This window comes from Alkalimonas collagenimarina (assembly GCF_030717845.1).
Taxonomy (GTDB): Bacteria; Pseudomonadota; Gammaproteobacteria; order Enterobacterales; family Alteromonadaceae; genus Alkalimonas; species Alkalimonas collagenimarina.
Window position 1 is genome coordinate 66,211 of the sequence record NZ_JAUZVZ010000003.1, and the last position, 19,145, is coordinate 85,355.

Below are 19,145 nucleotides of genomic sequence, written 5' to 3' on the forward strand. Positions count from 1 at the left end.
GGCTGCTTTTTGGGAATGTGGAGCGAGTAACGAGGTTCGAACTCGTGACCTCGACCTTGGCAAGGTCGCGCTCTACCAGCTGAGCTATACTCGCAATGCAGAACACTGGTGTTTGTCCTGATGGCGCGCATTTTACAAAAACCAGCGCCGAAAGCAAGCCCTTTTAGACCTAGAATTTAAAAAAGTGGGTGCGGTAGGTGGCTAATTCAGCGATCGAGTCACGGATATCATCCAACGCCAGATGACTGCCCTGCTTTTTCACCTGCTGCAATACGTCGGGTGCCCAGCGACGAGCCAACTCTTTCACAGTGCTGACATCCAGATTACGGTAATGAAAGTAGGCTTCCAACTCAGGCGCATACTCCACCAGAAAACGGCGATCCTGACCAATACTATTGCCACACATGGGCGATTTTCCCGCAGCCACATACTGGCGCAAAAAGGCCAGTGTTTGCTGCTCTGCTTCGGCCAAACTGACCGAGCTGGTACGGCAGCGTTCGGTCAGGCCACTTTGACCATGCTGCTTCACGCACCAAGGGTCCATGCCATCCAGCACCGAGTCAGGCTGTTTGATCGCTAAAGAGGGCCCTTCAGCCAGTACATTCAGCTCGCTATCGGTAACAATGGTGGCGATTTCCAAAATAACATCGGTTTTCGGGTTCAGGCCGGTCATTTCCAGATCCAACCAAATCAAGTTTTGTTCGTTCATTGCTATCGCTGCCTCGCTGCGTCTTTACTTTGTAACTTATCGGATTCCGGTTATCATACACCGCATCTTCATCCGCTCCTAGTCAGTGCGAAACGCTCAGGCCGGAGCAGAGCTACAGGCAAAATTGTGTGAGCCCAAAACGACGCTTAACCAAACAGCAACAACAACGTATAGCGCAGCAGAACCAGCGCCGGCTGAGCGATGCGGATAAAAAGCAAGCGCCACCAGCGGAAGATTCGCTGTACCTTGGATCTGAGCAAGGCTTGATTTTAAGCCGCTTTGGTCAACACGCCGATGTCGAATCAGAGAACGGCGATGTCATCCGTTGCAACTTACGCCGCTCTTTAAACTCGGCCGTTACCGGTGATCGAGTGGTCTGGCGTAAAGCCCGTCAGCCGCAAGGTGGCGTCGAAGGCATTATTGATGCCATCGCTGATCGCCAGAGCGTGCTACTTCGTCCGGATTTCTACGATGGCTTAAAACCAGTCGCCGCCAATATCGACCGCATTGTGGTGGTATCATCCGTGCTACCAGAGTTTTCTTGCAACATCATCGATCGCTATCTGGTCGCGGCTGAAGTGACCGACATCCCCCCATTGCTGGTGATCAACAAAGCCGATATGCTGAGCGACGCTGAACGTGAAGTGCTGGAAGAGCAACTGGCGGTTTACGAACGCATTGGCTACGACTACCTGTGGGTCAGTGCTCATACCGGTCTTGGTATGGACGCGCTCAAGACGTTATTGCGCCAGGGCACCAGTATTTTGGTCGGCCAATCCGGCGTGGGGAAATCATCGATGATGAACAGCATCCTGCCCGAACTGCAGTTATCGACGCGGGATGTCTCCAGCGTGTCCGGCCTTGGTCAGCACACCACCACGGCTTCGCGGTTGTATCATCTGCCCGATGGCGGCCAACTGATTGACTCGCCCGGTATTCGTGAATTTGGCTTATGGCATTTTAACCCGGAGCAAGTCACCGCCGGTTTTATTGAATTTCGGGATTACCTTGGCCACTGCAAATTCCGCGACTGCAAACACATCACCGATCCCGGCTGCGCTATTCTTCAGGCAGTTGCTGATGGCCATATCAGCGAGATACGCTATCAGAGTTATCTGAAGATCCTAACCAGCATGGCGGAAGATAAACCCAATTACCTTTAATCGTAACCTGTGACTTAACTTGAGTACCCTATGGATAAAGTAAAAATAATCTTGCAATACATCATGCCCAAACATCTGCTTTCCAGAATGGTAGGCTGGTTGGCTGCGGCCCGGCTTGGTGTGTTTAGCCACCTTCTGATCAAACTGTTTATCAAAGCATTCAAAATCGATATGACTGAAGCTCAACACGAGCAGGCCCGCGATTACGCCAGCTTTAATGAATTCTTCACCCGGCCATTAAAAGACGGCATTCGTCCACTGGCCGATGATCCAACCATTGTTGCCCACCCGGTCGATGGCACCATCAGCCAACTAGGTCCTATCACCAACGGCGAACTGGTGCAGGCCAAGAATCATCAATATTCCTTACAAGCCTTACTGGGTGGCGAAGCCGCTACCGCAGAGCCTTTTTTAGGCGGCCAGTTTGCTACCATTTATCTGGCCCCTAAAGATTACCACCGTATTCATATGCCGGTCAGTGGGACCTTGCGTGAAATGGTCTATGTACCGGGCGACTTATTTTCGGTGAATCCTTTAACGGCTGAACATGTACCTAATCTGTTTGCCCGCAACGAACGAGTGGTGACTATTTTTGATACCGAGCTTGGCCCGATGGCTTTGGTATTGGTCGGAGCCACCATTGTCGCCAGTATAGAAACTGTCTGGGCAGGCACCATCACGCCACCGACCGGTAAAAGCATCCATCGCTGGCAGTACCCGGCCACTGGGTCTACCGCAGTGCGGCTGGAAAAGGGTGCAGAAATGGGCCGCTTTAAATTGGGCTCGACCGTGGTACTGGCCTTTGCGCCAGAGCAAATCGAGTTTCTGGATGGGCAAGAGGCCGGCAGCATCACCCGAATGGGTGCACCTTTTGCCAATCGTCTGCAAGCTGGCTAAGCTCAATAGAACAGATGACACGGAGGTAGCATGCACATCATTGCTCATCGTGGCGCCAGTGGTGAGTTCCCGGAAAATACCCTGCTGGCTATCGAGCAAGCCTTGTTGCAAGGGGCTGATGCTATTGAAATCGACGTCTATGCCGTCGATGACGAGCTGATTGTCATCCACGACCCAAAGCTGGAGCGCACCACCAATGGCTCCGGCACCATTTACCAACATACCTTATCGTATTTGATGCAATTGGATGCTGGCCAAGGCCAGCGCATTCCCACTTTATGGCAAGTGCTGCAACTGGTGCATGGTCGCTGCTGGCTTAATATTGAGTTAAAGGGCAAAAATACTGTCGAGCCCTTGCTGGCACTGCTGACCCGGGCACAAAGCGAACTGGGTTTCGAACTATCCGAGCTGCTTGTGTCCTCATTTAATCATCACTTGCTGCTGAAACTCAAAAACGCGGTACCAGAACTCAGGCTTGGTGCCTTAACCGCCAGCCTGCAGCTGAATTATGCTGATTACGCCAGGCAGTTGGGTATGTATTCAGTGCATTGCGAAATTAACTTTATGGATCAAGAACTGGTCGAGCGAGCACACGCGCTGGGTCTGTGTGTTTATGTGTATACCGTTGATCAACCAGACGAAATTGAAGAAATGCTACAACTGGGGGTGGATGGGATCTTTACCAACTACCCGGCCCGTAGCCGAATGTGGTTGCATGACAAACTAAAAAAGCCGGTATAAGACCGGCTTGACAGCATCTACGATTCTATTTTTTCTCTGTCTGGCTTATAGCGTAGGTAATTACCTATCGCCCAAGCAAAGTATAACCAGGCGAATGGAGGTACGATAAAGCTTAAAGCTCCGCAAAATATAATATTTGGACGATATCCGTCTGGTTTATAGTACTTTATGATGTAAAGAGGAACCACTGTAAAAACAAACGTAAATATAGTTACAAAATAAAGAATTCTAATATCAATCATAAACCGCGTAGTTTCGGAATCAAGCATAAACCCTTCAAGGGTCTAATGTAGTTCAATCTCTAAGTCTTTTATAAAAGCTACATGACGCATAGAGTGAAGTCAAATAAGCTGACAAATGCTTTAAAATAGTCAATAGATAGTAAAAAGCAGGAAGGGATTAGCCCTGAACGGGCTCGGAATCGGTTTTGCAATCGGTGCAACGCTGACACAGCCGCATATTGAGCACATGCGCCAGTACAACAAAGGCCGCACCAACGGTAAGCACCGCAGGCTCTAAGTGGTGGCCAAACGAATCTTTATGCCAGTAGATAAAACCGCCTAAAAATAGCGAGTAGAAGGGGTAAAGTTTACGATGGTAGCGGTGAAAACCAGAAAATAGTGCGATAAACCCCAGCACCATGGTCAACAACAAAGCCGCCCGCTCAAAGCTTTCATTCGCTAAAAAACTAGCCCCCAGCAATGGGATCACTGGCAGCAATACAGGCAATAAAATGCAGTGCACCGCACAGAGCGACGTTAATGCAATACCTGCTTTATCCAGTAAACTTTTACTTTGGCTAATCACCACGAACACCTGCATCATCAATTGGAGTGAGATGATATAACAAATCAGTGCAAAATGAAATATTGAGCGAGCAATTGCTGTACTGCCGTCCTGACAACTTTATGGCATAATAGGTGCCATTCTGGCGGTATACGTTACCCTATGCATGGGGCCGCTTTAATACACCACTGTAGGATGCACGCTGAATGGATCAACTGCTGGATCAACTGGATGCCAACTTAAAAGAACTGTACCGTAAAGTGGTTGACGCCGATGCGGCCCTCAATCAGTTGCAACAACACGGCAAGGGCAAGCACAAAGCGATTTTCCCCAAAGAAGCTGGCTTTCAAAGCGATAGTCCGCGCTTTATGCCTTATTTGGCAGAAACGGCCGAGCTAGTGGCTGCCATGCGACACAGCCAGCAATTTAATACCGCTACCTTGCAAAAAGCCGTGCAACAACTGAAATGGTTGCATCAAACGGTGCAAGAGTTTCAGCTCGCCTTAAAAGATAATCACTAATTCACTTAGTTCATCCATAAAAAACGGCAAGCCTAAGCTTGCCGTTTTGCTGACTGCCTGAGCAGATCGTATTCACTACTCACTTACTTTAGGTAGCTTGGCCTGATGCGCTTCAATTTTTGGCATCAAGTCACGCTCGAACCAACGCTTGAGCATGGTGTACTCGTAACGAAGCTCCTGATGACGCGGCCCCACCATACGCGGGCTTTGCAAGAAGCCCATATCGCGGATGTTTTCATCATCCGCTACAACCTGCGCTCCGTAGGCATCTCGTAATTCATGGCTAAAGGCAACCCGGGGCGAGTATAAATCTTTCACCACCCGGATGTCCTGACCATTGCGGGTATACATGGGATTCACGTCGCCCGCCAAATCAATATCAGTGACGGTGACTGTCCACTGGTAGCCTGCTGGCAATTCCGCCGCAAACTCTTCAAATATACGCTCAAAACTAGCCAGCGTCCGCTCACGAAACCGTGTCCGGTTTTCATTGGCAGGACGAATATCCGTAAACTTTTCGGGCTCATCAAAACTTAAGTTTAGCTCCGCTGGCTCACTGGCCATGCTAGCAAAACCAAATCCCATGAATCCGGCCACAGCACTAGCTATGATCAATTGACGCCAATTTTTACCGTTGCGATTGTTACCGAACATAGTGCCCTCCACTACTTAATGCAATTGAGTTGTACTCAACTGATAACGAGCTCAGCTTGGGTGCAACCTTACCATAAAGTTTTCTACCCCAAGCATGGTTAAACTTTAATCATTACTATATGACTATAGACTGAATTGAGTTCATTTAGTTGTGTAAAATTGTTTTCATTGTTTATCGCAATAAAAAACCCGGCGCAAAGGCCGGGTTCTCAGGTTCAGAACAAATCTGGGTGCATGTCGGGTAGCAGCAGCCCATTACTGCGTAGCCGAGCAATACCACCAAGACGAAATAACCACAAAAAATACAAATTATTGACATAATAAAAACAATGTGTAAGATAACTCATTTTACAAAAGAGTTACGCACATGGATGTCATCAAAGCTAAAAATAAACTGCTCAATATCAGAAACAGGCTCCTACAAAATAAATGCTCCGCTGTAATGGAGCGTGTCTAGGTTGCTATGATTTATGATTTCTTTTCTGAGAATGAGTTATCACTGGGCACAATAAGCAATATACTTCGCTCCAAAGCCATGGCGATAGCAACCCGTACTCAGCTTCTAGATGACATTAGGAAGGTTAGTCTTGAAGAAAGCCTGCAACTTATTGTTGATGCTGTAGCTGACCCTACCGGATTTGAGATGGATACAAGTGGCCGTATTCTGGAGCACGGTACTCACAAAACGTCTGGCCGTATTGGGGCAACGACCAGAAACTTAGGGCGCGCAAATCAATACTTTGCTACTTATTTATCGTTAAAAACAATGTCCAACGTAGCGGAGGTTGTTGCTGAACTGATGGCTGAGCATCGTAGTTTTGATTTTTGGCGGAATGACCTTGAAACAAAAATGGTTAAGCGTCTTGAAAGGGCTGGTTTCCTATGAAAATGATACTCTTGGTTTTAATCTGTGCTATTGCCTTAAGTTCTGCAGAGGGTGACATTGAAGTCCCTACTCCCTCACATCTTTGTAATCAGCAAGAGTCTATGTTTGACAATTCCACAGTTGTTTACTCGGAATGTCAGGAAAATATTGATGCCATTATAGAACACCAAATTACCAGTTCGCATCACTTTGAAACACTATTCGAGTTCGCACAGCAATACCAGCACAACCCTGATTTCTCTGATTACGATATTCATGATCCATTATTTGATGGTTTTATCGTGGCAGTGACTCCCCATGAAGACTCAATGTCTCTTCAGCATGATCATGCAAAAATCATTGAGGTTAAACTCAGTGATAGAACCGTGTATTTTATTCGGCATGAAAGTTCATGGCAGGTCTTTACTGTGCTGCCAACTACTGATTGATACTGAGCAACCCAAGTCCATTTCTCAATGTTATCAGGCCGAGTCATACATAAAAAAACAGGGGGATGCTAATGCATCCCCCTGTTTCATTGGTATAGCCGTGTTACTGGCTGGCGCTACATCATTCCACCCATACCGCCCATGCCACCCATACCGCCCATATCTGGGGCAGCTGAGTCATCTTTTGGCAGTTCGGTCACCATGGCTTCGGTGGTGATCATCAGAGAACCAACAGAAGCGGCGAACTGCAGAGCAGAGCGCGTGACTTTGGTTGGATCCAGAATACCCATTTCCAGCATGTCGCCATAGGTTTCGTTGGCTGCGTTGTAACCAAAGTTGCCTGAGCCATCTTTGATTTTGTTGACCACAACAGACGATTCTTCACCAGCGTTATCAACGATCTGACGCAACGGAGATTCCATCGCACGCAGCGCAATTTTGATACCGTGGTTTTGATCTTCGTTTTCTCCGGTCAGATCAACCAGCTTAGCAGCTACACGTACCAGAGCCACACCACCGCCAGGGACTACGCCTTCTTCAACTGCCGCACGGGTTGCGTGCAGCGCATCTTCTACGCGAGCTTTTTTCTCTTTCATTTCCATTTCAGTAGAAGCGCCGACTTTGATCACCGCAACACCGCCAGCCAACTTGGCCAGACGCTCTTGCAGTTTTTCTTTGTCGTAATCTGAAGTGGCTTCTTCGATTTGCTGACGGATTTGCTTGACGCGACCAGCAATGGTCTCTTCATCACCGGCACCATCAATGATGGTAGTGTTGTCTTTGGTGATAACGACGCGCTTGGCGGTACCCAAATCTTCCAGCGTGGTTTTTTCCAGTTCCATGCCGATTTCTTCAGAAATCACGGTGCCGTTGGTCAGCGCAGCGATATCCTGCAGCATGGCTTTACGACGGTCGCCAAAACCTGGTGCTTTCACCGCAGCAACTTTAACAATACCGCGCATGTTGTTGACAACCAGAGTCGCTAAGGCTTCGCCTTCCACATCTTCTGCGATGATCAACAGCGGCTTGCCTGCTTTTGCTACACCTTCAAGTACTGGCAGCAATTCACGGATGTTAGAGATTTTCTTATCAACGTTCAGGATGAATGGGTTATCCAGTTCAATCTGGCCCGCTTCCTGATTGTTGATGAAGTACGGAGACAAGTAACCACGGTCGAACTGCATACCTTCAACCACGTCCAGTTCGTTGTCCAGCGCCTGGCCTTCTTCAACAGTGATAACGCCTTCTTTGCCTACTTTGTCCATCGCATCAGCAATGATTTTGCCGATTTCAGCATCAGAGTTGGCAGAGATAGTACCGACCTGAGCAATGGCTTTGCTGTCAGTGCAAGGCTGAGACAGCGCTTTCAACTCGGCTACTGCAGCAGTGACTGCTTTATCGATACCGCGCTTCAGATCCATTGGGTTCATACCAGCAGCAACGGCTTTCACACCTTCGCTGATAATGTTCTGTGCCAGTACAGTGGCAGTGGTGGTGCCGTCACCCGCTTCGTCATTGGCTTTAGAGGCAACCTCTTTCACCATTTGCGCACCCATGTTTTCAAACTTGTCTTCCAGTTCGATTTCTTTCGCTACTGAAACACCGTCTTTGGTGATGATCGGCGCACCAAAAGATTTGTCCAGAATGACGTTACGGCCTTTAGGGCCAAGCGTCACACGAACAGCATTTGCTAAGATATTAACGCCTTTCAGCATTTTATTACGGGCGTCGTCGCCAAAACGTACTTCTTTTGCAGCCATGATTAAATTCCTTCCATCAAATTAAAACTGTGGGAAATGATTCGTGTCGTCACTTTTTCAGTGATGACGCCAAGCTTATTCAGTGATCACACCCAAAATAGTGTCTTCTTTCACGATGACGTACTCTTCACCTTCAATTTTCTCAGTGCGCTCTACATAGGCGCCGAAGATCACTTTGTCACCGACCTGAACATCCAGTGGGCGAACCTCACCATTGTCCAGGATGCGACCTTTGCCGACAGCAACCACTTCACCACGGGTTGATTTTTCTGCGGCAGAGCCGGTCAGCACGATGCCACCAGCGGACTTGGTTTCTGCTTCTAAACGTTTGATGATGACACGATCATGTAAAGGACGAATATTCATGCTCTATCTCCTAAAGCGAGTTTGCGTTTTAACATGGATTGTTAAATTGGGTTAGCCGATATATGGGGCGATGTCGAACTGAATCCAAGGGGCTGCACAAAAAAATTTTCACCGTATTTCATACATGGCTGTGATGCGTTCAGATACAGATGTTTTGCTACTGACAGCACGGAACTGGTATTGTGTCGAATTAAACAAGACTGAACGGATGCAAGCACCGTATAGTCCATGCTAATACATTAGAATGATTGAATAAGAGAACTGCCGATGTTACGAGTCCTGCTCACCACATGCTTACTGTTTTGTCTGACCGCTCTGCCACTGCAGGCCAACAACAGTGTGCTGTCTGCTATTACCGGTGAATCCAATCAGTTTTTACCCGTCGATGAGGCCTTTGAGTTTGATTTTCGCCAGCAGGATGGTGAGTTGCTACTCAGCTGGACCATTGCAGATGGCTATTACTTGTATAAAGAGCAATTTAAATTTGCCGGCATTGCTGTCAGCTTTTCGCACCCCAGTTACCCGGCAGCCATGACGATCGAGGATGAGTTTTTTGGTGTTACGGATGTGTATTACCATCAGGTGCTGTTGCGATTACCATTAACGGACATTAGCGAGGATGCCGAACTTCGGGTCCGTTATCAGGGCTGTGCCGAAGCCGGCTTTTGTTACCCTCCGACCACGAAGACGGTACCCCTTAGTGCCGGCCTGATGCCTTCGGGTAACGATGGCAGCGCCCAAGACGACCTGGCAGCAGCCACCACCAGTACTGGCCCGGTATCCAGCCAAAATACGCTGGCTGATCGACTTGCGGGCTCTGGATTCTTACTCACCTTAGGCGTGTTTTTTCTGCTCGGCCTTGGCTTGGCATTTACCCCCTGTGTATTTCCAATGTACCCTATTTTATCCAGCATCATTGTTGGTCAGGGCAAGTCATTATCCAATAAAAAAGCCTTCACACTTTCCTTTGCTTATGTACAAGGCATGGCGCTGACTTACGCCTTGCTTGGTCTGGTGATTGCCAGTCTGGGAGTCCGCTTTCAAGCGATGCTGCAACATCCGGCAATTCTGCTGGTGGTCAGCGCATTGTTTGTGCTATTAGCTCTGGCAATGTTTGGTGCCCTTAACTTTAGCCTGCCCTCTGCCTGGCAAGCCAAAGTGGCGGCCATCAGCAATAAGCAAAAACAAGGTTCCAGTAAGGGTGCTTTTGTCATGGGTGCCTTATCGGGTTTAATCGCCTCGCCTTGCACCACGGCACCTTTAACGGCGGCCTTGATTTACGTGGCGCAAAGTGGAGATTTACTGCGTGGTGCGATTACCTTATATGTACTGAGCTTAGGTATGGGCTTACCATTGCTGTTGCTGGGCAGCTCTGGCGGAAAGCTACTGCCCAAAGCTGGTCAGTGGATGTATGCCATTAAAAATGCCTTTGGTTTCCTGCTGCTGGCAGTACCGATCTGGTTGTTGGACCGCTTCGTGCCGGGCTGGATCACTGTGGTGCTGGGGTCGGCCTTGGCGTTAGCCACGGCACTCTATCTGTACTACCTGTCGCAACAAGTTCAAAGCGCTAAAGCACGTTCTGCGCTGTGGCTACCGGCGCAACTGCTGCTGATCCTGACGGTACTGATTAATGTCAATATCTGGTGGCCGCAAAGCAGCGGTAACCAGAACCCAACCTCTGGCCAACAAAGCAGCGCCATGGGCCAGTTTACGCTTGTGGCGAACCAATCAGAGCTGGAGCAAGCATTAGCGGCTGCCAAAGCCAATGGTCAATTTGTGTTGTTGGATTTATACGCCGAGTGGTGTGTTGCCTGTAAAGAGTTTGAACTACTGACTTTCCCTGCCGATGCGGTACAACCCTACATGCAACAAATGGTGTTGTTAAAAATTGATGTCACCCGCATGACACGTGCCGACCAGCAGTTGTTGGATCAATATCAGGTGCTTGGTTTGCCTACTCTATTATTTTTTGGCCCGGATGGCAGCGAGCTGACACAATCCCGCGTCACTGGCTTTATGGCCGCCCGTCCTTTTGCCCGCCATCTGGCGGCGATACTGGACAGCGATGCTCAATAAAACAGCAAAAAAATGATAAACACTGGTCTGATCTTGCTGATTAGACCAGTATTTTGCTGCCATTTGTCACGATTACACTATAATAAGCCGTTAAATCGGAACCAAGCACCCGTTACCGACTCCAAGTAACTGCCTGAACTGTCATTCTGAACAAATTCTGGCATACTTAGAAAAAATAACGCAAACGTGCAGGAATTGTGTAGCTTATGGCGTCAAAAACTCGAATTTTGTTGTTAAACGGCCCTAATCTCAACATGCTTGGTGTACGGGAGCCGTCGGTCTATGGCTCGCAAACGTTAACTGAGTTGGTGAGTGATCTGCAGGATTATGCAGCAGCACGACAACTTGAACTGAGCCACTTGCAAAGCAATGCTGAGCACGAGCTGGTTGGCCGAATTCAACAAAGCCTCGGCCAGATTGATTTTATCATTATCAATCCAGGTGCATTTACCCACACCAGTATTGCCATTCGTGATGCTTTATTGGCTGTGGCCATTCCGTTTATCGAAGTGCATATCAGTAATGTGCATGCGCGGGAAGATTTCAGAAAACAGTCTTATCTATCGGATATTGCTCGCGGCGTGATCTGCGGCTTAGGCCCTCAGGGCTACCGCTTTGCGCTCGATGCAGCTGTATCTTATGTATCATCCAATCCATCGTACCAACAAGAACAGGTTTAACCTCTATGGACATTCGAAAAATTAAAAAATTAATTGAGCTGGTTGAAGAATCAGGTATTTCCGAACTTGAAATCACCGAAGGTGAAGAGTCGGTTCGTATCAGCCGCCAAAGCACGGCACCTCAGCAAGTTCATTATGCTGCCGCCCCAGCCATGCAGGCTCCTGCATATGCCGCTCCGGCGCCAGCAGCCGCTATCGCCGCAGAGCCAGCAGCGCCAGCTCAACAAAGTGGTCACATGGTGCGCTCACCTATGGTGGGTTCTTTCTACCGGGCGCCATCGCCTACCGCCAAGCCATTCGTTGAAGTGGGTCAAACCGTTAATGTCGGCGATACCCTTTGCATTGTTGAAGCCATGAAAATGATGAATCAGATCCAATCTGACAAAGCTGGTGTGGTCAAAGACATTCTGCTACAGGATGGTGAGCCGGTTGAGTTTGATCAACCTTTAGTCGTGATCGAATAACAGTAAGGCCTACTTATGTTAGAAAAAGTCTTGATTGCCAACCGGGGCGAAATTGCATTGCGTATTTTACGTGCCTGCAAAGAGCTCGGTATCAAGACGGTCGCCGTACACTCTACGGTTGATCGTAACTTGAAGCATGTACTGCTGGCTGATGAAACCATCTGTATCGGTCCAGCACCGTCACCCAAAAGCTATCTGAATGTACCTGCACTTATTGCAGCCGCTGAAGTCACCAACGCACAGGCGATTCACCCAGGCTATGGTTTTTTAGCTGAAAATGCTGAATTTGCCCAACAGGTCGAAGAAAGCGGCCTGGTATTTATCGGCCCTCGTGCTGAGTCTATCCGGTTGATGGGTGACAAAGTATCGGCCATTGTAGCGATGAAAAAAGCAGGTGTACCATGTGTGCCCGGCTCTGATGGCGCAGTAGGCGATGACCCTGCAACCAACAAAGCCATTGCCAAACGTATTGGCTACCCGTTGATTGTTAAAGCTGCTGGTGGTGGCGGTGGCCGCGGTATGCGGGTGGTTCGCTCTGAAGCTGAGCTGGTGAGCTCCATCGAGATGACCAAGGCGGAAGCCAAAGCAGCCTTCAGCAACGACATGGTCTACATGGAGAAGTTTCTGGAAAACCCACGCCATGTCGAAGTACAGGTACTGGCCGATGGCCAGGGCAACGCCATTCATTTGGGCGAGCGTGATTGCTCTATGCAGCGCCGTCACCAGAAGGTCGTGGAAGAAGCGCCAGCGCCGGGTATTACCCAGGAACTGCGTGACTTTATCGGTGGCCGTTGTGTCGATGCCTGTAAAGTAATGAACTACCGCGGTGCAGGTACCTTTGAGTTTTTGTTTGAAAACGGTGAGTTCTTCTTTATTGAAATGAACACCCGGATTCAGGTAGAACATCCCGTGACCGAAATGATCACCGGTGTCGATTTGATCAAAGAACAACTGCGTATTGCCTCTGGCATGCCACTGACCATCAAACAAGAAGACATCGTTATTCGTGGCCACGCCATGGAGTGTCGGATTAATGCTGAAGACCCTGTGACCTTTATTCCATCACCGGGCACCATCACTCGTTTTCACCCACCAGGTGGCAATGGCGTGCGCTGGGATTCGCATATATACGCCGATTACACCGTACCGCCAAATTACGACTCCATGGTCGGTAAGCTGATCACCTATGGTGAAAATAGAGATGTGGCGATTGCCCGGATGCGCAATGCACTGGCGGAAATTCTGGTCGGTGGCATTAAAACCAATATCGACCTGCACAAAAATATAATGAATGATGTCGAGTTTTGCAAAGGCGGCACCAATATTCATTATCTGGAAAAGAAATTGGGATTGTAAATCAAACAAACAGGCTCTTCGGAGCCTGTTTTTTTATCTGCCTTCCCAGATTTTACCCGCATCATGGTAGAATACCGTTTTTATGCAGACATCAGCACGAGAATTTACCCCCATGGCCTGGATCCAACTTCGCATTCAAACCACCGAACAAGCAGCCGAACAAGTCAGCGATATGCTGGTTGGTTGGGGGGCTCAGGCCGTCACCTTTATCGACAGCAAAGACACGCCGATCTATGAACCGCTGCCGGGTGAAGTCTTGTATTGGCAAGACACCACTGTCATTGGTTTATACGATGCCGAGCACCCGATGCAACCGGTGCTGGATAAACTGCAACAAACCAGCTTGTTTAAGCAGGGCCTGAGCTACAAGCTTGAGCAACTGGAAGATAAAGACTGGGAACGCGAGTGGATGGATAACTTTCATCCGATGCAATTTGGCAAGCGCTTATGGGTTTGTCCAAGCTGGCGTGATATTCCAGAGCCAGATGCCGTCAATGTGTTGCTGGATCCGGGCCTCGCTTTTGGCACCGGTACCCATGCCACGACCGCATTATGCATGCAGTGGTTGGATCAGCACATTCAAGCTGATCAGACAGTGGTCGATTTTGGTTGTGGCTCTGGTATTTTAGCTATTGCTGCGCTAAAACTTGGCGCGCAACGCGTAGTCGGCATTGATATTGACCCGCAAGCGATCCAAGCCAGTATGGCCAATGCGGAGCGAAACCAGGTAGTCGACAGGCTGGAGCTGTACTTGCCGAAAGACCAGCCTGAATTAGCTGCCGATGTGGTCGTAGCGAATATACTGGCAGGCCCGTTGGTTGAACTTAGCTCGATCATTGCCGGCTATGTCAAACCCGGCGGCGCTCTGGTGATGTCAGGCATCTTACCCAGCCAGGCCGATGCAGTGATGGCGGCCTACCAGCATCAATTTGATTTTGATGCTGTAGCAGAGCAGGATGAATGGATCCGACTGAGTGCCCGCAAGCACTAAATCATGCGATTAAAACTTTATCAGGCTGAAGTTTTAGACAACTCAGACTAGTCAATCAAATCGACTAATATTATGTTATAACAAATCACAAAAAATCGATTTGGAGCACTACGTGTTAACTGTAAAAACTTCCCCGCTGGCCCTGGCTATTGCTCTGGCTTGTACACTTTCTTTAACCGCCTGTAATGACAGCCATACCTATCAGGATACCGTGGCCGATGATCATGATCACGACCATGATCACGGACACGACGACGATCATGACCATGATCACGGGCATGGCGTCAGCAGCGATGGTCGCCTCGTTATTACTGCAGCTCACCATGCCGACGATGACCATGATGATCATTCACATCATCATGTCTATATTTATGATTTGCATGACAATGAAATCATTGCCGAACTGGAGTCAGAGCATGAAGTTTCGCAATTATACACCAGCCCGGGTTATCGTTTTGCACTGCTGAACCAACGTTCTGAAAACATCACTCAAGTTCTGGATGGTGGCTTATGGCAAGAAGATCATGGCGATCACATGCACGATTACGAACAAGCCCCTGTTATGCTGAGCTACCAGCTAGAGGGCGTTGCTCCCACGCATTATGAAGCCCATGAAGGTCTGGCCGCACTGTTTTATGATGGCGCAGCGGATCCTATGATGCCAGCCAGCATCAGCGTTTTTAGTGATGATGATTTGGCTCATGGCCGAATCAGCGCTTCGCTTACATTGCCGATTAATCAACACGGTACCGCCGAAGTACGTGGAGAATACCTGCTGACCACCTATCGAGAGGAAGGTAGCGCCACCACCTTACCCACACAGGTTGAACTGTACCACCAACACGGTGATCACTACCATTTTGAAGTTCGTTTTGATGAAAGCTGCGAATTACTGCATGGCAGTTACTCCATTGAAGACTATACCTTATTTGGCTGTAGCGATGGCGTGCTGTCGGTTGAGCAACGTGGCGATGAGTTTTTTGCCAGCAAAATTGCTAACCCAGCTGAATTAGCCGGACGTATTGGCAGCTTTACTGGCCACAAGCACCATATTGAAGTGGTGGGCTATGCCGGTCAGGACGTCTGGATCATTGATGCTGTACACGGCACCATGGAAGCACTGGACTGGCGTGGTGACAGCGAAGTCACCCGCCTTACCGCTGCCGTCGATGGTGAAGGTGAGCACTATGTGATTTTGGATAGCACTGGCCACTTGCATGTCTTTGAGTGGGAAGTTGGTTTTGCTAAAAAAGATAGCCTGCATTTGATTGAGGCCATTGATGTCAATAACAGCCCTCGTGTTGCGGTAAACCCGCACAACGAAACCATCTACCTGACTGATCCAGTCGCTCGCCAACTGGTTGTGGTCGACTTACACAGCCTGACCGTGGAACGTATCGATCTCGACTTTGAACCAGCGCTGATGACGTGGCTGGGGATTGTTGAACCATCGGATGATCATCACGATCATTAATTCACGGCTGTAAGCTTTCCACACTTGGTTCCTGAGTGTTGGTTATTTGGCGTCGCTTGCGGCGCCTTTTTTATTGTGGATTTACAGCGGCTTCAGACTGTTTAAATTTCAGCCAGTTAGCTTTTGTCAACCCGGTTTGATGCAATATATTTGTGCATTGTTTAAATATTAGCCTTTGCAACCGGCCTAAAAATCCGTAAACTTAGCGCCCCTTTGGGGTGTCACCTGAGTTTTCGTTGTGCATATAGGTTCATTTCAGCTTGCTAACAATGTGATTTGTGCGCCAATGGCGGGCGTCACCGATGTGACATTCCGACAGCTATGCCGTCGTTTTGGCGCTGGGCTGGCGGTCTCTGAGATGTTATCTAGCAACCCTCAGGTCTGGCAAAGCGAAAAGTCATTGAAGCGCATGACCCATCAGGATGAGTCGGGTATTCGTTCGGTGCAAATCGCCGGAGCGGATCCTGCTCAAATGGCGGAAGCGGCACAATACAATGTCGAGCTGGGTGCTGATGTCATTGATATCAACATGGGCTGCCCGGCAAAGAAAGTAAATAAAAAACTGGCTGGTTCTGCCCTGCTGCAATATCCGCAGTTGGTGGAACAGATCATCCAGGCTGTGGTCCAAGCGGTGTCGGTGCCAGTGACACTGAAAATCCGTACCGGCTGGCATCCGGATCACAGAAATGGTGTCGAAATTGCGCGTATTGCCGAAGCCAATGGCATACAAGCCTTAGCGGTTCATGGCCGCACCAAAGCGTGTATGTATAAAGGGGACGCAGAATACGATACAATTCGCGCTATTAAGCAAGCAATCACCATACCGGTGATCGCTAACGGTGATATTTGCTCACCAGAAAAAGCTAAGCGCGTGCTCGATTATACTGGCGCTGATGCCATTATGATTGGACGGGCTGCACAGGGTCGCCCTTGGATATTCCGGGAAGTCGTGCACTTTCTGGCCACAGGACACCTGTTAGCAGCACCTGACCTCGCAGAGGTGCAGGCGATTATGCTAGAGCATGTGCAAGGATTGCATCAGCTCTATGGCGACCACTTGGGTCCCCGCATTGCCCGCAAGCATGTCGGCTGGTATTTGGCCGAACATGATGCAGCCGGTGCGTTTCGAAGAGAATTCAACGCCATCGAATTGCCAGAGCGGCAACTTGAAGCGTTAACTATGTATTTTCATCAACTAGCAGCAACTTAAGTAAAGAGAATCGCAATGTTTAATGATACTGTTTCTTCGCCTTTTATCACCAATGCTCACGTACAGTCTCAGGAAAAGCCTCAGGCACTGAGAACCGCCGCTCAAAAAGCGGTTGCTAACTATCTGCAACAACTGAACGGTCAGGATGTCAATGATTTATACGAACTGGTGCTGTCTGAATTAGAGCGCCCATTGCTGGAAGAAGTGATGAAGTACACCCGCGGCAACCAAACCCGCGCTGCAAACTTGATGGGCATCAACCGCGGCACGCTGCGGAAGAAGTTAAAACAGTACGGCATGAGCTGATACTGGTGCAGGGGCACCGCCCCTGCTTAAAAGCACCGCAAGGTGCTTTTTTCATTTTAATTATCCCCGTTACGCAAAAGAGAAACACACATGACCACATATCGTCCCATTCGTCGCGCACTGCTGAGTGTCTCGGATAAGACCGGCATCGTCGAGTTCGCCACCGCCTTACATCAGATGCAGGTTGAAATCTTATCTACTGGTGGCACGGCAAAGTTACTCGCCGAGCAAGGTATTCCTGTCATTGAGGTGTCAACTTACACCGGTCACCCAGAGATCATGGCAGGCCGGGTCAAGACGCTGCACCCGAAAGTGCATGGTGGTATTCTGGCTCGTCGTGGTCAGGATGAAAACGTCATGGCTGAACATAGTATCGATGCGATTGACTTGGTGGCTGTCAATCTGTATCCCTTTGCTCAGACTGTAGCCAACACAGACTGCAGTTTGGATGATGCTATCGAAAACATCGATATTGGCGGCCCAACCATGGTACGTGCAGCGGCCAAAAACCACAAAGACGTGACCATTGTGGTCAATGCCAGTGATTACGATACGGTACTGGCAGAAATGCGGGCCCATCAAGGTGGCACCACCCATAACACACGTTTCAGTTTAGCTATTGCGGCCTTTGAACACACCGCTCAGTACGATGGTATGATTGCCAACTACTTCGGTACCATGTTACCCGCGTACGACACACCAGCCGAGCCTGCCAGTCGCTTCCCGCGCACCTTTCACAGCCAGTTCATGAAGAAGCAGGACTTACGGTATGGCGAAAACAGCCATCAGCAAGCAGCTTTTTACGTAGACCCGGCCAACACCGCTGCTTCTGTGGCCACCGCGACTCAGTTACAAGGCAAGGCACTGTCGTACAACAACATCGCAGATACCGATGCAGCTTTAGAGTGCGTGAAAGAGTTCAACGAGCCTGCCTGTGTCATTGTGAAACATGCTAACCCATGTGGTGTCGCCATTGGCGATACTATCCTTGCGGCCTACGAGCGCGCTTACCAGACCGATCCAACGTCTGCGTTTGGCGGTATCATTGCCTTTAACCGCCCACTGGATGCCAATACGGCTCAAGCCATTATCGACCGTCAGTTTGTTGAGGTGATCATTGCCCCAGCGGCTTCCGACGAAGCAGTTGCTGCCATCGGCACCAAGCCGAACGTGCGTCTACTCGTATGCGGTGAGTTCAGTGCAGCCACGCCAGCAGTCGATATCAAACAGGTCAATGGTGGCATGCTGCTGCAAGACCGTGATCAAGCGACCGTGACCGCTGATGACTTAAAAGTAGTCAGTAAGCGCCAGCCTGGTGAGCAGGAGTTAAACGATTTACTGTTTTGCTGGAAAGTTGCCAAGTATGTGAAATCAAATGCCATTGTCTATGTGAAAGACAGCATGACTATTGGCGTTGGTGCTGGTCAAATGAGCCGGGTGTACAGCGCTAAGATCGCTGGCATTAAAGCGGCTGATGAAGGACTCGAAGTCAAAGGCTCTGTCATGGCCTCGGATGCGTTCTTCCCATTCCGCGATGGTATTGATGCTGCCGCAGCTGCCGGTATTACCGCCGTGATCCAGCCAGGTGGCTCGATGCGCGATGCTGAAGTTATTGCTGCCGCTGATGAGCACGACATGGCGATGGTATTTACCGGCGTGCGTCACTTCCGTCACTAA

General features: G+C 49.2%; 20 protein-coding genes and 1 tRNA gene. 15 read left to right on the forward strand and 6 right to left on the reverse strand.

Annotated features, from left to right (window positions below):
- Positions 1 to 18: 18 nt before the first annotated feature.
- Positions 19 to 94, reverse strand: a tRNA-Gly gene (locus Q3O60_RS02675).
- Positions 95 to 169: 75 nt separating this feature from the next.
- Complete coding sequence (gene orn / locus Q3O60_RS02680) at positions 170 to 715, reverse strand: oligoribonuclease (protein ID WP_305892497.1); 546 nt, start codon at positions 713 to 715, stop codon at positions 170 to 172.
- 122 nt (positions 716 to 837) lie between these two features.
- On the opposite strand from orn, the gene rsgA reads away from it, so the two are divergent.
- The 3 genes from rsgA to Q3O60_RS02695 are packed head-to-tail and all read left to right on the forward strand — an operon-like array spanning position 838 to position 3,510.
- A complete protein-coding gene (gene rsgA, locus Q3O60_RS02685) occupies positions 838 to 1,872 on the forward strand; it encodes a small ribosomal subunit biogenesis GTPase RsgA (protein ID WP_305892361.1) in 1,035 nt (344 codons plus the stop codon).
- A 30-nt stretch (positions 1,873 to 1,902) separates the two neighbouring features.
- Entirely contained in the window at positions 1,903 to 2,769 is an 867-nt protein-coding gene (gene asd / locus Q3O60_RS02690; protein ID WP_305892362.1) for an archaetidylserine decarboxylase, read from the forward strand.
- A 30-nt stretch (positions 2,770 to 2,799) separates the two neighbouring features.
- Entirely contained in the window at positions 2,800 to 3,510 is a 711-nt protein-coding gene (locus Q3O60_RS02695) for a glycerophosphodiester phosphodiesterase (RefSeq protein ID WP_305892363.1), read from the forward strand.
- A gap of 399 nt (positions 3,511 to 3,909) precedes the next feature.
- On the opposite strand, the gene Q3O60_RS02700 is transcribed toward Q3O60_RS02695, so the two are convergent.
- A complete protein-coding gene (locus Q3O60_RS02700; protein ID WP_305892364.1) occupies positions 3,910 to 4,317 on the reverse strand; it encodes a MerC domain-containing protein in 408 nt (135 codons plus the stop codon).
- Positions 4,318 to 4,502: 185 nt separating this feature from the next.
- On the opposite strand from Q3O60_RS02700, the gene Q3O60_RS02705 reads away from it, so the two are divergent.
- Positions 4,503 to 4,817 carry a prephenate dehydrogenase gene (locus Q3O60_RS02705; RefSeq protein ID WP_305892365.1) on the forward strand — a complete coding sequence of 105 codons (315 nt, stop codon included), beginning with the start codon at positions 4,503 to 4,505 and terminating at the stop codon, positions 4,815 to 4,817.
- Between the two features lie 75 nt (positions 4,818 to 4,892).
- Here the strand turns inward: Q3O60_RS02705 and Q3O60_RS02710 are convergent, their stop codons facing one another.
- Positions 4,893 to 5,471, reverse strand: a complete 579-nt coding sequence (locus Q3O60_RS02710; protein ID WP_305892366.1) for a DUF3016 domain-containing protein — start codon at positions 5,469 to 5,471, stop codon at positions 4,893 to 4,895.
- Positions 5,472 to 5,934: 463 nt separating this feature from the next.
- On the opposite strand from Q3O60_RS02710, the gene Q3O60_RS02715 reads away from it, so the two are divergent.
- Positions 5,935 to 6,357 (forward strand): hypothetical protein, encoded by a 423-nt coding sequence (locus Q3O60_RS02715; protein WP_305892367.1) that lies wholly within the window; start codon positions 5,935 to 5,937, stop codon positions 6,355 to 6,357.
- A gap of 101 nt (positions 6,358 to 6,458) precedes the next feature.
- A complete protein-coding gene (locus Q3O60_RS02720) occupies positions 6,459 to 6,785 on the forward strand; it encodes a hypothetical protein (RefSeq protein WP_305892368.1) in 327 nt (108 codons plus the stop codon).
- Positions 6,786 to 6,901: 116 nt separating this feature from the next.
- Here the strand turns inward: Q3O60_RS02720 and groL are convergent, their stop codons facing one another.
- Both groL and Q3O60_RS02730 read right to left on the reverse strand, forming a co-directional pair.
- On the reverse strand, positions 6,902 to 8,545 hold the full coding sequence (gene groL / locus Q3O60_RS02725) for a chaperonin GroEL (protein WP_305892369.1): 1,644 nt from the start codon (positions 8,543 to 8,545) through the stop codon (positions 6,902 to 6,904).
- Between the two features lie 75 nt (positions 8,546 to 8,620).
- Positions 8,621 to 8,911, reverse strand: a complete 291-nt coding sequence (locus Q3O60_RS02730; protein ID WP_305892370.1) for a co-chaperone GroES — start codon at positions 8,909 to 8,911, stop codon at positions 8,621 to 8,623.
- A 267-nt stretch (positions 8,912 to 9,178) separates the two neighbouring features.
- Between Q3O60_RS02730 and Q3O60_RS02735 the strand changes: the two genes are divergently transcribed.
- From Q3O60_RS02735 to purH, 9 genes are all read left to right on the forward strand, one after another.
- Complete coding sequence (locus Q3O60_RS02735; RefSeq protein WP_305892371.1) at positions 9,179 to 10,987, forward strand: protein-disulfide reductase DsbD; 1,809 nt, start codon at positions 9,179 to 9,181, stop codon at positions 10,985 to 10,987.
- A gap of 206 nt (positions 10,988 to 11,193) precedes the next feature.
- Positions 11,194 to 11,667 carry a type II 3-dehydroquinate dehydratase gene (gene aroQ / locus Q3O60_RS02740; protein ID WP_305892372.1) on the forward strand — a complete coding sequence of 158 codons (474 nt, stop codon included), beginning with the start codon at positions 11,194 to 11,196 and terminating at the stop codon, positions 11,665 to 11,667.
- Between the two features lie 5 nt (positions 11,668 to 11,672).
- A complete protein-coding gene (accB, locus tag Q3O60_RS02745) occupies positions 11,673 to 12,131 on the forward strand; it encodes an acetyl-CoA carboxylase biotin carboxyl carrier protein (protein WP_305892373.1) in 459 nt (152 codons plus the stop codon).
- Positions 12,132 to 12,146: 15 nt separating this feature from the next.
- Positions 12,147 to 13,487: an acetyl-CoA carboxylase biotin carboxylase subunit gene (accC, locus tag Q3O60_RS02750; RefSeq protein ID WP_305892374.1), complete on the forward strand. Its 1,341-nt coding sequence runs from the start codon at positions 12,147 to 12,149 to the stop codon at positions 13,485 to 13,487.
- Positions 13,488 to 13,599: 112 nt separating this feature from the next.
- The gene (gene prmA, locus Q3O60_RS02755) at positions 13,600 to 14,478 is read left to right on the forward strand and encodes a 50S ribosomal protein L11 methyltransferase (RefSeq protein ID WP_305892498.1); all 879 of its coding nucleotides are present in this window, start codon (positions 13,600 to 13,602) and stop codon (positions 14,476 to 14,478) included.
- Positions 14,479 to 14,590: 112 nt separating this feature from the next.
- Positions 14,591 to 15,952: a YncE family protein gene (locus Q3O60_RS02760; RefSeq protein ID WP_305892375.1), complete on the forward strand. Its 1,362-nt coding sequence runs from the start codon at positions 14,591 to 14,593 to the stop codon at positions 15,950 to 15,952.
- A 238-nt stretch (positions 15,953 to 16,190) separates the two neighbouring features.
- Complete coding sequence (gene dusB, locus Q3O60_RS02765) at positions 16,191 to 17,162, forward strand: tRNA dihydrouridine synthase DusB (RefSeq protein WP_305892376.1); 972 nt, start codon at positions 16,191 to 16,193, stop codon at positions 17,160 to 17,162.
- Positions 17,163 to 17,177: 15 nt separating this feature from the next.
- Positions 17,178 to 17,468 carry a DNA-binding transcriptional regulator Fis gene (gene fis / locus Q3O60_RS02770; RefSeq protein WP_305892377.1) on the forward strand — a complete coding sequence of 97 codons (291 nt, stop codon included), beginning with the start codon at positions 17,178 to 17,180 and terminating at the stop codon, positions 17,466 to 17,468.
- A 90-nt stretch (positions 17,469 to 17,558) separates the two neighbouring features.
- Positions 17,559 to 19,145 (forward strand): bifunctional phosphoribosylaminoimidazolecarboxamide formyltransferase/IMP cyclohydrolase, encoded by a 1,587-nt coding sequence (purH, locus tag Q3O60_RS02775; protein WP_305892378.1) that lies wholly within the window; start codon positions 17,559 to 17,561, stop codon positions 19,143 to 19,145.